Origin of the sequence: Haloplanus sp. XH21 (assembly GCF_023276355.1) — an archaeon.
GTDB classification, from domain to species: Archaea; Halobacteriota; Halobacteria; order Halobacteriales; family Haloferacaceae; genus Haloplanus; species Haloplanus halobius.
On sequence record NZ_JALLPL010000001.1, the window covers coordinates 216,524 to 233,107 of the forward strand.

Annotated in this window: 11 protein-coding genes and 1 pseudogene; 4 read left to right on the plus strand and 8 right to left on the minus strand. The window is 58.8% G+C overall.

Annotated elements, in window-relative coordinates; genetic code table 11:
* Positions 1 to 77: 77 nt before the first annotated feature.
* Both MXB53_RS15735 and MXB53_RS01145 read right to left on the minus strand, forming a co-directional pair.
* Positions 78 to 2,684 (minus strand): AAA family ATPase, encoded by a 2,607-nt coding sequence (locus MXB53_RS15735; RefSeq protein WP_248895379.1) that lies wholly within the window; start codon positions 2,682 to 2,684, stop codon positions 78 to 80.
* The gene (locus MXB53_RS01145) at positions 2,681 to 3,631 is read right to left on the minus strand and encodes a nucleotide exchange factor GrpE (protein WP_248895380.1); all 951 of its coding nucleotides are present in this window, start codon (positions 3,629 to 3,631) and stop codon (positions 2,681 to 2,683) included. The genes MXB53_RS15735 and MXB53_RS01145 overlap by 4 nt, the downstream gene beginning before the upstream one ends.
* Positions 3,632 to 3,838: 207 nt before the next feature.
* Between MXB53_RS01145 and MXB53_RS01150 the strand changes: the two genes are divergently transcribed.
* Positions 3,839 to 4,075: a hypothetical protein gene (locus tag MXB53_RS01150; RefSeq protein ID WP_248895381.1), complete on the plus strand. Its 237-nt coding sequence runs from the start codon at positions 3,839 to 3,841 to the stop codon at positions 4,073 to 4,075.
* Positions 4,076 to 4,445: 370 nt separating this feature from the next.
* Here the strand turns inward: MXB53_RS01150 and MXB53_RS01155 are convergent, their stop codons facing one another.
* The 6 genes and pseudogenes from MXB53_RS01155 to MXB53_RS01175 form a co-directional block, all read right to left on the minus strand.
* A complete protein-coding gene (locus MXB53_RS01155; protein WP_248895382.1) occupies positions 4,446 to 6,539 on the minus strand; it encodes a VirB4 family type IV secretion system protein in 2,094 nt (697 codons plus the stop codon).
* A 330-nt stretch (positions 6,540 to 6,869) separates the two neighbouring features.
* Positions 6,870 to 7,385: pseudogene (locus MXB53_RS15905) on the minus strand (cell division protein CdpA domain-containing protein); the annotation flags it as partial.
* Positions 7,385 to 8,569, minus strand: a complete 1,185-nt coding sequence (locus MXB53_RS01160) for a TraC-like domain-containing protein (protein WP_248895383.1) — start codon at positions 8,567 to 8,569, stop codon at positions 7,385 to 7,387. The gene MXB53_RS01160 and the pseudogene MXB53_RS15905, both read right to left, overlap by 1 nt.
* 2 nt (positions 8,570 to 8,571) lie before the next feature.
* Positions 8,572 to 10,353, minus strand: a complete 1,782-nt coding sequence (locus tag MXB53_RS01165; RefSeq protein WP_248895384.1) for a TrbL/VirB6 family protein — start codon at positions 10,351 to 10,353, stop codon at positions 8,572 to 8,574.
* Complete coding sequence (locus MXB53_RS01170) at positions 10,350 to 12,275, minus strand: DUF8186 domain-containing protein (RefSeq protein WP_248895385.1); 1,926 nt, start codon at positions 12,273 to 12,275, stop codon at positions 10,350 to 10,352. Before MXB53_RS01170 ends, MXB53_RS01165 begins: the two co-directional genes overlap by 4 nt.
* 96 nt (positions 12,276 to 12,371) lie before the next feature.
* Positions 12,372 to 12,797 (minus strand): hypothetical protein, encoded by a 426-nt coding sequence (locus MXB53_RS01175; RefSeq protein ID WP_248895386.1) that lies wholly within the window; start codon positions 12,795 to 12,797, stop codon positions 12,372 to 12,374.
* A gap of 1,048 nt (positions 12,798 to 13,845) precedes the next feature.
* Here MXB53_RS01175 and MXB53_RS01180 point away from each other — a divergent pair.
* The 3 genes from MXB53_RS01180 to MXB53_RS01190 are packed head-to-tail and all read left to right on the plus strand — an operon-like array spanning position 13,846 to position 16,580.
* Entirely contained in the window at positions 13,846 to 14,517 is a 672-nt protein-coding gene (locus MXB53_RS01180) for a hypothetical protein (protein WP_248895387.1), read from the plus strand.
* Between the two features lies 1 nt (position 14,518).
* Positions 14,519 to 15,382 carry a serine/threonine protein kinase gene (locus MXB53_RS01185; protein ID WP_283102218.1) on the plus strand — a complete coding sequence of 288 codons (864 nt, stop codon included), beginning with the start codon at positions 14,519 to 14,521 and terminating at the stop codon, positions 15,380 to 15,382.
* Positions 15,375 to 16,580, plus strand: a complete 1,206-nt coding sequence (locus tag MXB53_RS01190) for a hypothetical protein (RefSeq protein ID WP_248895389.1) — start codon at positions 15,375 to 15,377, stop codon at positions 16,578 to 16,580. The genes MXB53_RS01185 and MXB53_RS01190 overlap by 8 nt, the downstream gene beginning before the upstream one ends.
* Positions 16,581 to 16,584: the final 4 nt, after the last annotated feature.

Sequence of the window (16,584 nt, forward strand, 5' to 3'; positions counted from 1 at the left end):
GAATTATTAACCAAGAGGTTCCATCGCTCGGGATAAAACTACTCTCTGTGAACAGTTCTATCGAACGCTCAGGCCAGTTACTCCAAATGAGAGGCAGAGCGACTGCTTCTGGATGGACGAGAATCTGGACAGCGATACATTCGATCACGCGTAGAACCCTCAGCAACTATCAGACCGTAGCGTTCTAACTTCTTCAAATACGTCCGAACCGTTCGGTTTGACTTCGGCTCATCAACCCTGCTTCGATATTCCTCGAAGAGCTCTTGGGGAGCGATTCGCTCCTGCTCCTCGATCACCCGAAAGACAGCTTGCTGGTGGGACGTAAGCCGATCCAAGTGCTCCTGTCGCAGCTCTCGGCGGGCTTCAGGAAGCGCCCGCTCGACGAGGTTCTGAGTGATTCGATCTGCTGCGTCCTCGTCCGCCCGTCGAGCAGCGATTCTGAGCGTCGTAATCGCCACTCGCGCGTCGCCGTCCGCGGCGTCGGCGATGCGCTCGAACTCGGACCGTTTTATGTCCCTCGACACCGACCTTGCTGTGGCCCGCTCATCGAGGATGTCGACGAGCTCCTCCACGGCGTACCGGTCGAGATGGAGTCGCTCACAGCCACCAAGTCGGCTCGCCAGTCGGTCGTCAAGTCCGTCGAGTAGGTCCTCCTCCCGGTTTGCGATAAGGAGAAGCGAGAATCGTGGGAGATTGAGAAGATCGTAGAGGAGGTCCTCGTCATCTAACTGGTCGACCTCGTCGAGAATCAGGACACAGTGTGACTCGTCGTAGTCGCGCAACCGGTCAAGAATGACGTCCGTCGCAGTCGACTGTCGGTGGATATCAGCTGCGCCTTCAAGCTCGTCCAGAATCCGGTAGAGAGTCTGGAAGGGAGAGTGATCCTCCCAGCAATTGACGTAGACCGCGTCAACCCCTGGGGTCTCTCGACAGAACTGGTCGACGGTGTACTTCGCGATGCAGGTCTTTCCGGATCCTGGCGGACCGGTGATGAGAATGGTATCGTGCTGCTCGCCGCGGGTGAGTGGCTCCAGAACGGCCGCGAGCTGGTTCACCTCGTCGTCGCGATGGACCACTGAGTCGGGGATGGATGAAAACGGCCCGGCTCCAGCCCCTCGTTCCGTTCCATCTCTTTCGACGGGGGCGCTCTCAGTTCCATCGTTCTCGACACTCGGTGCTTCCATTGCGGTCGCGTCGGACTCAGATTCATTAACCGATGCCGAGGAAGGACTCGGGATCTCATGTGACGGGGGGATAACCAGGAAGTTGGCGAGTTCGTTCCCGTTCAAAACAAGGTCCGGGCGGGATTCGCTCCTGTTCGTGATCGCGAACCGGTTCCCGCTGGTCGCAACCGACCGCGACGTGAAGCGTTCGAGGACTGCGCGGGCGTGTCGCTCCCCGGACCCCGGGAGGTAGCCGTGTGATCGGAGCCGGCGGCCGTCCATCTCGTAGAACCGGCCATCGATGAGGTCAAAAACTGAACACAAGGGATCCAAATACGCGTCTACATCCTCCGATGCATCCTCGTCGACAGCGAGTGCGAGCAACCGGAGGTTGCCCGAGAACGTTCGCTTCGGGGAGTTGGCTCGGACGAGGTCGTACCGGGTCGCCTCATCGACGCTCGCCGGTCGGGAGGGGCCTTCACCGGTGGGTGACTGGGTTCGTCGTGGGTGAGAACTGCTTGACGTGCGGCGAGTCGAACGAGTGGATCGACCGTTACTGGCGGACATCCGCCCACGGCCCGAGGATTCGAACCCAAGGATCTTCTGGAGGAGGGTGTCCGTCCCGTCCAACAGCTCACCGGTTCGGCGCCGGGCGTCACGGGACCAGTCCGGTTTCCGCTGGAACACCACCTGGAAGGCGACCGGCATCGGCGCCTCGACGAGGTGTTTCATCAAGGGAGCGAGCGGGAGTTGAGCACGTCCGATCCGCTCGACAGTCGAACTCGGTTCATCAGCGAGAAAATCAGTGAGTCCGGTGAGTGTCGTCATCCAGTCCTTGCGGCGCTCGGCGGCGCCATACCACTGGACGCCATAGGGCTGGACCTCGGCCAGCGATGGACGGGCCAGGATGTGTCCTTCGTCTGTCGGCGTCGGTTTCTCGAGTGCGGTTAGCGGCTCGTCCTCGTCGTACGTACCTGGGGAAGCCAAGTCAATTCCGTCCAGACTGACTTCGGTATCAGTCCCATCCGAGGTTGCCTCCACCTCTGGCGGTCGACGTGCATCTGCAGGTTGACTAGGCTCGACAGCTGCGTCCCCACCGTCCGAGACGGTCGCTCGCTCATCACCCGCGAGCGCTGTTGACTCGTAATAGAGCCGACCATCCTTGAGACGCTCACTAAACTCCTCCCGAGTGTATGCAACCGGCCGGACCAATCGCTTCATGACGTCGACCTCGACGCGATCGAGGTTGTAGGACGCCGGATAGATGGACCGGAGCCGCTGTTCGAGGGCGTCAAGGTGGTCATCAGCACCGTAATAGAATTTCACCGGCTGCCCTTCGCCCACGCTGAGCGCAACGAATTCGAAGCAGAGCGGTGGCTGGCTGTGGAACGGGTTCAATCGGCGGAGGAGCGACTCGGATTCGTTCTTCGATAGTTTGTGGAGACTGGTGATCGTGTCCGGGATGTCTCGAGGGACGATCGGTTCCTCTCCAGGGATGACCCGAAGGTAGGGCCGCTTCACGACGCGTCACCCCCTCGATTGACCTGACTGTCATCGTCGGCCGCATCGCCCCCCTCGTCTGTGGCGGGTTCTTCAGCCACGACGACGCGAGCCTCGCGGAGCACGCGGTCGTCAAGACGGTAGCCGAGCCGGTAGACGTTGACGATATCACCAGGGTCGGCGTCAGTCGCGGGCACTGTTTTGACTACCTGATGCCGCGTGGGATCGACCGTCCCGCTCGTGTCGATCTCTTGGACTCCTTCCCGCTCGAGGATCGACTTGATCTGACGGTCGATCAGCTCGATCCCATCGGTGATCTCGGCTGCTGCATCGTCCTCGAGGACGGTTTCGGCGTCGAGTGCCCGCTGGAAATTATCCCGGATGTCGAAGAGATCGGTGAGCAGATCCTCTCGCTCGTCGTCGTTCGAGTCGGCTGCGCGGGTCTCTTGCAGTTCTTGTCGGACCTGGGCCAGGCGGGCTTCCAGGTCCTGCAGCTGTTCTTCGCGGTCGTGGAGTTCCGACTCCAGGTACGACGCCCAACCGCGGGTCTGCCGCAGTTCCTCCTCACGATCGAGGCGACTGGCGCCGCCGACGTCCCTTTCGTGTTCGTCACGCGTCGACTCGTCAAGTTTGCCGAATTGGTTCGTCTCCGGGGAATCCCCTCGGCCTCCAATCAGTGACGTCGAAGGCCACGGAATCACCTGGTGCCAGCGGTACGTGAGTTGTCGAACCCAGCGACTGAATGCAGCCCCTCGTTCCGTGAACGCGAAGTATCGACGCACCGCGTATAACAGGCCGACGACGAGCGGAACGATCGCCACCGCAAGGGTGTTCGATTCGGAGCCGGGCAGTCCAATGACACCATCGTATAGCATGAGCCCCACGGCGTACTGGACGGGAAACTTCCAGATGGCCGGGTGAATCTGCAGTCCGTAGCTCCAGCGGTCCTCCAGCAGGGTTGCATGCAAGAAATAGACGAGTCCGAATGTACCCGCGCTCCAGGTGAGCACTCCTATCGGTAGAAATACCGAACCGAGAACATTGAGCTGGCTCAGCACCCAGCCGAACCAACCAAGCAGGCCACCAGCGGCACAGATGGTCAAATAGTGCCAGCGAGGACGGGTTCGGCCCGTATCCCGATCCAGGTCTGTAACGTGGCGCTGATATTCGACGAGATGGGTGAGGTATCCGAGGCCGATGACACCCAGGACAAGAAACGGGCGGGCGACGAGGAACAACACCGACTCGTGATAGATATTCACCGTCGCTGCGAACCATCGAACCCCAGTATTTGGCGACAGGAACAGAGCACCCGTGAGCGCGGCGAAGACTGCGACCCCAGCGAGGACGGCCGCTACGATGCCAAGGATCGTGACGACCCGTCCCACGAAGACTGTTTGCTCCGGGAGTAGTGAATCTCGCCTTTCGGGAGCTATCTCGTCGACGGAGAGGGGAACAGGAATGCGAGTGTAAACCGGTCGAAAAGCTGCTCTGAAGCGGGTTAGCCAATCTCCGACGAGGGTACGGTGGGTCGCTCGACGGCGCTCTCGAATTCGGGTCTCGATCGTCTCCCAGTCATATCGGTCATCACACTCATGGCAAACAACAGCAGGTTCACCGTCTACTTCAGCATAGAATGCCCCAGGTTCTCCACCGCGATGGGCTCTATAAGCTGTTGAATCACAAGACTCGCAGGTGAACACGTCCCTTGGCCCGTCCATAAATTCCCAATATGCATCCTCATCATGAGGAAATGAGTCGCCGCTCGGATCTCCAGAATCTTCAGTCATTGGGATGGTTATCGAGATCAGTTTCGAGGTTCTCTATCTCCTCTTGATCTAATGTCCTTCTTAGTTCTAAAGGGTCAGCATCGTTCAGCAATTGGGCTATCTCCCTCTGATCGAGGTCGTCGGTTTGGTTGAGTAGTGGACTTCCAGAATCCGCAGTCTCGTTTTCGGCCTCATCTTTCGTTAGGTCACTATCAGAGTGATCGGAACGGGCCTCCGAATCCGTTGGCTGTTCCCCGTCACCCGCCCCGTTAGCGACGGCCGTCGTTCCCTGATCATCGCCAGCTTCCCCGGCCTCGGCGGTAGCCTGGCCAGACTTCTCGGTAGACCCTCCGTCGTTCGGTGAGTCAGCATGGATCCCCTCTCGCTGACTACCTTTTTCGGAAGTCGCTCTCGTTATCAGCGCTTCTTCCTCTGGGAAGGCGTGAACGTTGACCGGGAACCGACCGGCCTCTCCGACTTCGATTAGTGCTTGGCTGTAGCCGTACTCATCGGACCCCGGTTTCGCGTTCCGAATGAACTGGGCCTCGGGACCGGAGAGGTCGAGCCACTCCTCGGCGTTCGCGTCGGTCAGCCCCTCGACCTGATGGAAGATTTTGAGCACGCAATTGTCCGCGATGGCCTTCGTCTTCTGTGCCAGTTCGTCCGAATCGGCCCGGCTGAAGAATTCATCGACGGTCTGGGTGATGAGTTGGAGGGACAGATCGTAGTGCCGGGCGTGCCGGGTCGCACGCTCCAAGAACGACAGACTGGCCTCGTTCTGCATCAGGTAATGCGCCTCGTCGATCGCGAAGATCGCCTTCTTGTCCGTCTGCTTCGCCCGTTCGTAAACAGCCCGCAGGACCAACTGGAGCATTAACCCCGTCTTCTGTTTCCCCTCGATCTGCTGCATGTCCAGATACAGCACGTCGGAGCCGGAGATGTCTATCTCCGTCTCCCGGGCCAGATTCGCGTACTCCCCACCTTCACGGAAGGGGGCCAGATCCATCCGGAGTTGGCTTGCCCGCTTCAGCCAGAGATCCGCTTCGATATCGGGGACCGTCTCGGGATTGTCACCAACGTATTCGACCGGATTCTGTGAGATGTCGGTGAGGATGTCCTGGAGATCACGGAGGGTCGGGCTCTCGTTGTGGTGGGTGGCCGGATCGGGCGTGATACCCTTCCGACGATAGGCCTCCTTGATCGCGACCGAGAGGACGCCCCGCTTGCCCGTCAGCGACATGTCCTCCATGGTGAAGAACGCCTGGATGAACTCCATGACGTCCTTTTGGACGGTCTTCGTGTACGGGTCGAGGTCGGGATTCTTCTCCAGAACGGCGTCGGGGGTCGGCGTAATCTCCAGCGGGTTCAGGCCACGCTTCCCGCTCAAGACCACCCGCTCGCCCCCGAGGATGTCCGTGAGTGCCCCGAGATCCCCGAACGGATCCGCAACGATCACCATCGTATCGTCGTCCTTTGCATAGGTCCGGAGCAGGCCCAAGATGGTATTGAACGTCTTGCCTGCCCCGATGTTCCCGGCAACGAAGCAGTTGTATCCTTTCTCCCGAGCGAACCGGTCCACAACAACGGGGCTGCCCGTAACCGAGTGGTACCCCATCAACACGCCCGACTCCTCGATGAGCGTCCCCGAGGAGAACGGGTAGAGCGCACCGACTGCCCCGCCGAGCATCGTCGCCGTTTGGCCGATCACGTCCTTGCCAATTGGACTGGTGGCGACCAGCGCGTCGGCCTGTCGATACGTCGCGCTCTTGGCTGTCAATTGCACGGACTGGAGGTTCCTTGTAACCCGCTCGGCTGCTTGCTCAACCTCCTCCTTTTCCTCACCGCGGACCGTCAGGTAGATACTCACATCGAAGATCTGCTGGGACCCGCCGACCAGTTGCGAATAGATCGCCTGGTGGTCGTCGAGCGTCTGTTCGGTGTCGATTTGGGTGACATCACCCCGTTCTGACTTTTCTGCCTGCTTGACCTTCAGATCACGAATGCTCTTCTTGAGCTCCCCGATGGTTTTGGTGGGATCCCGCGGCTTGACGTGGATACTGTAGTCGAGGTCGATATCCGGAACGCGAGTGAGAGCCCGGTCGAGCATTCCAACTCCGGCCGTGTCCGGGTAGTCAACGATGACTACCGTTTTCACCCACTGCTCGCCCACCTGCGCGGCCTTCGAGGTGAGCGTAACGCTCGGGGCTGCAATCAACGACGAGTGTAGATCGCCGACCTCTGTGACGCTAGCCGGTTCATCGGTTCCGCTGACTCCATCCACGTCAGCGGGTGATTGGTCAGTCTCGGTTTCAGTGTCGACGGTCTCAGTGACCGATTCGGATCGGTCGGCCCCCAATTGTCGGTCGTGGTTCCGATGACCGATTGCGATGCCAGCACAAAGGACGAGTACAGTGAGGCCGAGTCCGTACAGCCCCGCTACCCAGAGAGTCGGTGACGGCACGCTCAAGCGCCAGCTATCTGGAAGGGCCGATATGAACCACCCAACCGCGCTGAGACAGCCGACCGTCCCGATCGCCGCCGCGAAGTCCAATCTCCTCGAATTCGAGAGGAGGACTGTCGCCCCAGCGAGGAGGACCGGGACGCCGCTGGCTCCCATTCCGTAGGCGGCTTCGAGAGCAAGCCCATATCGAGTAGCCTCGGAGGGAAGCTGCAAGCCATAGATGTAACTCCCGACGCCAGCAGCGATCAACAAGACGCCAAGTCCGACGAGCCCACTCCCGAGATAGATCTTGAGTTTCGTAGCCGATTGCCCGTCGTGGCCCGAAATCCAGCTCCCTAGTGACGAATATACCGAACCGTCGTCGCGATCTCCGAAAGTCTCGGCAGTGGTCGATGGTCGAGCCGAGTTCTCGTTACGGTCGTCGCGTCTACTTCCTCCATCCCCTGTTGACGTGTCGTCTTGGTCAGATGGCGTCGATTTTGTTTGAGCCATCAGGAATCACCTCCAGGTGACGGCGACGTGTCCCCTTCATCCACCGCTGGTTCGCCACGAACCACCGGTGCCGTTCTAACAGACGGCGTCGGATCGTCGTCACTCCGAGCCCCTGGCCCCCAGAAATCCTTGAGGAGAGCCGCCAGTTCGGATGTAGAGATGCGTGTCGTGCTGCACCCCTCGAGTCCCGTGAGTTCCTCCTCGATGGTAGTCAACCGGTGATCGAGTTCGGCCACCTGCTTGGCTTCGAGCTCCTGGGGAGACACGTCGCGTCGACTTGCCTGCAATGTCGTGACGAAGCCGCCAACATACGAAAGGTCTTCCAGCTTCGCGAGGATACCGGCCTCGTTCACCGCGTTGAGGTCTCGATGGACATCGAGCGCGCTGACGGAGACGATAACGTAGAACTCGCGGATACTCGTTCCTCGGCGGTCGAATTCCCGGGGAAGCTTCTCTTGATACGTTTGAAGAAGCGACCGGAATTCCGGATTGAAATCCGTCGTTTGATCCTCCAGCCGATCGCGATACCCCTTCGTGATCCGCTCGGGATCGACCGGCGTTACCGTACTATAGATCTGGAACGGGAACTCGATGCCGTTGACGATACTGCCGAAGCGATTGACTGCGTGCTCCCAGTCGGCCCGCGTAGCCAGCGCCATGTTCGCCGGCGAGACCTGCACCGCCCCGAACACGTATCCATCTTCTCGCTTTCCAGCTCGATGCGCGACGTGGAAGCGGTCGATATCCGTCAGGTCCTGGGTTCGCGTTTTTGTGCTAGCTGGTAGATTCTCGGTCATACGATGGGTAACACCTCGATTGCTGGACTGTCGCTGATCCTGGATCTCGGGGGCGAATTCAGTCGATGAGTCGGCGTCTTCGGGCTGCCGTGCAGGTCTGAGCGTGAGGACCGCTGGTCGTCTGAGGTGCTGCAAGCGTGCCTTCAGCCAGGCTTCCGTCGTGAGATGCCCAGGTGAGGCGTAAATGAGGATGAGTACCCCCGCGACAAGCCAACCGGCGATACCCCAGCCGATCGCTCGAATCTCCGGTGGAGTGTTCCCAACGACAAACATGCCAGCGAACAGCGTGGGAATCAGGAGCTTCAGGTCCCCTAGCGTGAACCCAAAGAAGTCATCAGGCTCACCCAACTCGGTCAAAATTCGTTTCGTTGGATCGTTCGTGCTCATGATTAGTTGCTCCTGTTAGTGTGGTCCGCCTCGAACGTCGACTCGAACCCGTAATCTTGAGCCTGATAGACGACATCTCTAGCTTCCTCGTCGAACCTAGCGTGTTGCTGATCGTAGTGCCACTGTGGAGTGACATCGTAGAGCTGGCCCTGGTCGTCTCTGAGATACATGTCGGACTTATCGGAGTAGAGATGCGTATCAGCCATCTGCGGGTATTTCCGGCTCATTACGTCGTATTTCGTTAGTTGATCTTGTTGGGTTACTTTCTGGAACTTCCCCTTCTTGGAGTAGCCGAATGTGTAGGTCCTTTCTTCGGGGAGCTGCTCCCCAAATCCGGTTCCCGGTGTAATCCGTGATTGCACCCGCTCACTATCGATTCCACCAGTCACGTCATCCCAGGGTCTGGACGTCGAATCGGTTCCAAACCCACCTCTACCAGAGCCAGCACCCATCCCACTACCGACATCCGACTGTCCACCACCGGGGAGTCGAACAAGTGGCCCCGAGACACCGGTCGTCCCAGCTCCGCCTCCCGAACCACCGACGGATTCCTGGAGTTGGGACTGCAGCGCAGTTGATCGGCCGTGAACCGGGAGTCGATCGCCAACCGAACTGCCGGCAACTGAAGATGAGGCCGCCGTTGCACTACTCTGGCTTGCCGCACTAACTCCGGCTCTGGCATTCCGGAATCCACGCGCCCCCCGGCGTGCGACGCTGCTAAAGCCACGACCGGCCAGATATCCCGCAGTGAGGTAGGCGAGTGGGAGGCCAGCGCGCCCGCCAAACAAGACGAACAACGGAGCGACGAGGGCCATCACCCAGAAGACGAACATCATGAGACCGTACGCCGTCGTCGCCGCACCACTCACACCAGGCATGACCGCGATCGAACCCAGGGATTGCCGGAGCGCGTCCTGGATCGAGTAGCCCACGAGCAGGATCGCTGCTGTGGGGACGGTCATGAACACGAACGGTACGAACATACCGCCGATCGAGTCTGCCACGCCGGAGACGTACTTCATCGGTCCCTCGTCGATGATCCACAGCGGGATCAACACCGGCATCAGTGGCATCAGCACGTAGATGGCCACCTGGCGGGTGAAGAACACGAGCAGGAGCAAGAAGGCGAGGACGCCCGACGAGAAGTACAGCAGGATGGCAGTGATGAGTCCACCGCCGATGTTCGCGAAGAACTCGTTGATGGTGCCGACCATCTGCTCGCCCGACGGAGCGATCGTCGTCGTCAACGCGCCACCCAGGTGGAGCACGAAGGCTCCGACCGGCCACCAGGCGATCAGCATCAGGAAGCCGAAGGCCGCCCGGCGGGTCAACCGGGTGCGCTGATACTCGCCCTGTGCCGTGTGCGTGAACAGGCGGGTGAACTGCACGAGGAGGACGATGACCGCCCACAGCGCGATACCAATCGGGAGCGTTTTCGTCAGGTACAGGTCGTATAGGCTTGCCCAGGGTGCGTTGTCGGGAGCGCTGAAGAACGCCATCTCGCCGTTCCGATACGGCGCTGGCGTGTCGACGATGAACTCGACGATACCGGTGAACAGGCCCTGAACGAGGTCTTGGAGGCTGTCGATGACCCACTCGACGATGCCCATGAACCCGTCACAGATCCACTTCGAGCCGGGAGACATTCCCGAACAGGGGTCGGACTCGGTGGTCGTCGAGTCGGATTGTGCTGCGACCGGCGACGCGAGAATCGATGACAGCACCAGGGTACAAGCTACGACGACTGTTCCCAGCCACGACCAGCGAGGTCGAATCCCGGTCATTCGACTCCCCTCCAAGGTGGCCACAGTCTCCCTTTCCCCAGCAACCGGTCGATGAGATAGATGCCGAACAGCAGGGGTGAGAGCCAGAGCACGACCAAGAACGCTGCCGTCAGGAGCCGCTGTGGATCAGGCCATTCCGTCGGCGGGGCGACCGACGCCCGAGCAGAGTCGTAGACCGGGTCGGTCGCCCACCAGGGCCCTGGCTCGTATTCGGCCGTGACGAACCGTCCGGCGAGCGGAACGGTCACGACGGCAGTCCCCGAGGCGTTCGGTTCGACGGCTTCGCCGTTGACCACGACCACACCTGGCCGGGATCGGAGATCGATCGGCTGGTCGGTCGCTGCCTCGCGCAGGGAGAACCGAACCGTGGCCGTGCCCTCCGAGCGGTTCACTCCCAGCAACTCCATTTCGAGCGCGGTGGCCTGCTGATTCCGAGTCGTCCGAACGGCTGTCTTTGTCTGGGTACCCCGAACGAGTCCGTGGACCGTCACTCGCCCGTCGAGTTCGACTGCCCCGTCGCTCCTGACGACGACCACCGATCCGATCGAATACGGGCCGTCGACGACAGGGATGGTGATCGAATCATGAAGTGTTGGGGGCTCTCGTTCGGGACCCCAGACTTGTGTGACCTCGAGCTCGCCGAACCCGGCTCGCGTGTAGGCCCCGCCATCGGACGGGAAGGCATGCACCTGCAGCGGGATCGCGTCGGATTGCCGGTGAGTGGTCCCCGTCTCCGTCCCCTCGACAAGCGTGTCCCAGTGGCGGTTCCGGGCCGAGTAGAAATGCCAGATGTTGTGGACGGTATCGCCGTTCTGGAGCTGGTACATCGCCCACGGATCGCCGTCACTCTGGTTGACGGCGAGGGCGCTACTGCCGTCGGTGAAGGTCGTTCGGGTCGCTGTCGGCAAGAGCGAGTAGACGTCGACATCGACCGTATCCCGGACGGTCACCTCGTGGCTCAGTACCTCGACATCGGACGTTTGGTGGGTGTCATAGGTGGCATCACAGTCAGTCTCAGTCTGGGTGTTGTTGTTCGTCTCGGTCGGATGTGTGTCGCAGTCCTCGGTAGCCGTTCGGTACGTCTTGCGCGTCGTTTTCTCGACCGTCGCCGAGATGGTCACCTCCAGCGTCAGGCGGTCAGTGGAATTCGGAATCGAGTCGAAGGCGAGCCGTGGCCTGTGCGTCGGGTCGGTCGTGGCCACCGGCTCTCCGTCAGCCAGGAGTGTGACGTTGCTCATCTCGTGCTCGAGGAGTCGCCACGTGACCGACTCCGCCTCCAGGACTGTCTCCCCCGGGTCGGGGGCTGGGGGATCGTAGTCGCGGTGCTCGTCCGGTGGGAGCCCGATTCGGTAGTCGGTCGTTCCAAGCACCTGTCCGGAGGGTCGGATGTAGTGTCGCGTGTCGTCGGGGGAGATGTGGGCGACAGTACTCGGCTGAATCGCGAACACCTCAATGTACGCGTCCTCGATCCAACGCTCGTCGGTCAGGTCGGCGTGTGGCGGATAGACGGACGCGTTCGCATCCGTGCGGGGGAACTCTTGGTGATCACCCGCGTTCCAGGTTTCGACGGCGTCCGGCGGCCGACTGAATGCGTAATCAGTCGCCGACAGGACCACTCCGGAAACCGTTCCGTCACCGGTCGCCCCCGCCTCGTCGACGTCACCCGACCAGAGCCGGGGGAATACGGTCGCGTTGACACCGTGGCCGCGACTCGGGACGCTGAAGTTGCCATCATCATCGTGGCCGGAGTCAGTTGCGTTCGAACCGACCTCGTTAGCCGGCTTAGGCGATGAATCGCTGCTGGTGGGCGGTTCGGGAACCGATTGCTGCGTCGCCGTTCCAGCCCCAGTCGCGGTGAGGGTGCTAATGATCACGAGGATCACCACCCCGATGATGACGGGCCGTCGTGTCTGGTTGCACATGGGTGAGTGGCGTCGATGGGGCTCGTCGCGGCCGCCGCCCTCGTAGCGGCCACCGAGATAGCAGGCCAATCCGCTCGTGTGCTCGATCCCATTCGTTCAGAAGAATGGGACCAGATTGACACACGACGCGATACCGGTGCCGGTGAGTCCGATCAGCATCTGGATGAGGAACGCCAGCAACGGTGCCGTGACGGCCGTGTATCCGGCACGATTCCGCCAGTCCAGGTAGAACCGTGCCTGTTCGGCGTCGCGAGCGACGCCGGCGCGAGCGTGCATGAACGCGGCGAACACGGCGCCGACGATCATGGCGAGCGACACCACCAGCGGGACGACGCCGTTGATGAATTCGGCGATTGGCGTCCCACAGAGCGTATTGCCGACCTCGGTCTGAGCGGCGGCGGGGCCGACGAACAGCGTCAGCGAGAAGCCACTCACGAGGACCGCTCCTACGGCGCTCCGTGTCGAGCCAGTGGTTCGAACCTGTTGCAGGGCGTTTTGCAGGTGGTTCGCTATCGGTACCATATAGTACTAAATTAATGAAGCATGCGTGTTATACTCACTCACGCTGACGGTGTCAGGGGGGCTGAACACCGACAGCTGAGTAAATGGCTCAATGGGAAATCGTCTTACAATAGATCCCGAAGGAGGTTTATTTCGACTATTGTTTGGGGAATTGTCTGTTCAGTACAGATGCTTACCGACCACCACGTTATTCGCCGTGACTTCGGTCAATACACTCGTTTTCTGGCAGTCCTATAGCACGCTCCAACGTGTTCTCATCACACCTTTCGTTTCCATAGTATTCTATGGCAGGTTCACGCAGGTCCCAGACTTGGCTATCACACTCGCTCTCGGCGTGTTCTTCCTCCCGCTCGTACTCGTGGGCGTCGTCACGTTCGACCACTTGTTCTGTGTGTACTCACGGTCGTCTGGGCGCCAGACTGCCACTACATAGTAGCAATCCGAGGGTACGCGCAGTGAACCGGGACCAACTATTGGTGACAGGTGTCCTCGCACTTCTTGCTGCGAGCTTTGTCGGCGGGTGCGTGTACGCGGTGACAGTGGATTACTACCTCCAGTAGGACAGAACGAGTCCGATTGCGAGAATTCGTCCATCGTCATCGAACCCAGTCAGGATGTTATCCAAATTACTGACGGCTGCACCGACGGTGACTCTAGTAAGAACGAACCGCCTGTGACCGATCCCGTCCTCGAACCGGGGGATGTGACTTGCGTATGATACTACCCGGAATACGCTACGGGACGTACCGCGGGTGTGCCCGAGACCACATCTAAGTCCACGGCGGCATCAAAATCTGCACGACGTCCGTCGACGAAATCTGTAATCTCGAATAACGCGCTTTTCAGGCGGATACTATCCGAGAACCCGAAGTACCCCAGCCAAATCTCTGTATCGGGGCACAACCGACGGCTCGTTTCTTCAATCAACGAAATACTTTTTTAGTGCCCTAGAGTGGACTTAGTTAGTCAAAAACCCGACAGAGCCGCTGTTGGGAGTCAAAGCACGCTGCCCTGAGGCTATATAATGGGATTCGAATCAGAGACACAAATGAAAATGGTTGCAAGGAACGTACTGGATAGTAGCTTCACTGGCGGGCCAACAAACGTAATCGAGGAGTTCTCGTACGGCGCTGGCCGCACCGATCTCGTACTGACTAAAGAATCAGAAACATATCGAGAACACCGACTCGATGTCCTCGGAATCAATACCGCAATTGAACAGGATTCCCACCTGCGTGCCTTCCTGCTCCTGCATAGCCGCGACGAAATTTCGAAAGACTACTTTTTCCGCCTTGGAGCGATGGATGAACGCAAAAAGAGGTCAGCACTCAAGTGGCTCATCACCAACGGATTTGTAGAGGAACTCGAAGATGACCGAATCCGAACCGCCCCTCATCTCCGCAGACACATCACCCGCTCGTACTCAATCGAACTGAAACTTAAAAATTGGCAGAAGGCGGTGAAACAGGCCTTCCGCTCCAAATCCTTCTCAGACTACCAGTACGTCGCCCTCGATGACGACTACATTCTCCGGGCAATCGACAACATCGACGTCTTCAAAGATTACGGAGTCGGCCTCATCTCCATCGATCAGGGTTCCGAGCAATACGTTGTGCACTATGATCCGGACCGGGAAACCCCATACTCACCACTGAACAAGTGGAGACTCAATGAAACAACTATGTGGGATGAGTTCCCTTGCTACGCTAGTTCAGATTAATATGTCCGGTGCTCTCACTATTGACCAAATCACCGCCCATTTCGAGGACGTCGACATCCAACGCGAGATCGAAGGTGGTGCGAATAAACAAGTGTACGAGGCAAAGTACGAGGGGCAGACTATAGCGTTCAAAATCCTCCCAATCGACAACAGACGAGCCGAGGGATACGCAAAACGGGAGATCGAAACCATGCAGAAAATTGACTCCCCAATTCTGGTCGACCTTCATGGCTATACTGCTACGGAAATCGATGGAACCTACGTGTTCGCCATCCTCGAAGAATTCGTCCCCGGGAACACGCTCAAGGACGTTCTCGAAGAAAACGGCGGTGACCTCGAACTCGGCATTGATGTGACGCGATCGCTCCTGTCGGTCCTCGCGGCCTTTGACGAGGACGACATTATCCACCGAGATATCAAGCCTGGGAACATAATGGTTCGCCCGAGCGGCGATATCACTCTGCTTGACGTGGGTATCGCACGAATGCAAAACCGAACAAGCCTCACACCCACTTTCGCCCCGCACGCACCTGGGACATACGCATATTCAGCCCCCGAGCAGTTGAACAACGAGAAAGAAATCCAAGGATGCCGGACAGATCTATTCGCAACAGGTATCGTGATGTTCGAGTCCATCACCGGAGAGCACCCCTTCGCACCGGACGACATCGATATTACCATCCCCGATGCAATCCTACAAGAAGAGCGAAAAGAACTGGACGGATACATCGAAAACAAAGACTTTGAAGCACAACTCAACGAATTCTTCAAGAAGATGACCGCATTCGAGCCCTACGAACGATTCCGGAAGCCAAAGTTCGCACGTCAAGAATTCAACAATATCACAGGTGGTGCCGATGTTTGAAGAGTCCAGCTTCCTCGTCCAAATCGGCCACAACGGCCACCTCATGGTCGAAGACCTCCTTCAACGAGGCTACGCAGATGGCGCAATCCTCAGCCCTGCTGACTATAGCAAAGGCGACAACGAGGATATCTCGGACACCATCCATCGCTACGACGGCACCGTTCTCTTCGATCCACAGTTCTACATCCCACGGTCCGACCGACCCAAGTTCGACCACTACGATTACTACCAGGAATTCGGAGGCGACGACTTCGACACCGTAGCGGTCGGCTCAGAGAACGAAGCACTCTGCCGAGAGCTCGTCAACTTACAAGATGATTTAGATGTCGATGCTTACATCGCCCCCGCACGAGTCCTGGATACGTTCTCCGACCAGAAAATCGAAGAATGGGTGGAACTCACGGGAATGTTCCTTCACATCGCTGAAGAAGAAGGGCGCGACATTCCGGTGTTCGCATCGCTCCCTGTCGACCAACAACCGTTGACCGATAAGAGCCAGCGAAGCAAACTCCTAAACAACGCCACGCGAGTTGACCCAGACGGGTTCTACGTATCTACCGAATTCGACACAGACAATAGATACCCACTAACGGGCGTTTCGAACGTGTATTCCGTTCTGGACCTGTTGAATAGCTTGAAGCAGAACCACTACGAGGTTGTCGTCGGCCACACTCACCAGGTCGCTCACCTATATCTCGGGATTGGGGTAGATGCCTTCGCTTCCGGTCACTACGTGAATCTCCGCGCGTTCGACACACGACGTTGGGACCCCAACAACGAGCAGGGGGGTGGCCGACAGGTCATCAAGTACTACTCCGACAAACTGCTGAACGAACTACGAGTGGATCAAGACCTCGATCTGATGTACCAGAAGGACGGATTCGACCTAGAGACCGTCCGAACCCCATCGGACTACGACGATCAGCTCTTCGAAAGCTCCGACCCGCCGTCCACTGTTGGTTGGGCGCTGCGTGACGCTTCTTGGGACCACTACATCTGGTCTTGTTACGATATCTCGAGGAAATACCGCGGGAAATCAATAGATGAACGAATAGCGACCGCAGAGCAAACTGTGGAAGACGCCGAGGAGCTGTATGAGGAAATTGAAGATGAGTTCGGGATGCTCACTGAACCGACGAAGCAAATCTATGGTGACTGGAAAGCCTCTCTGTCCACGATAAAGTCTGATGTCCTGTAGAGAG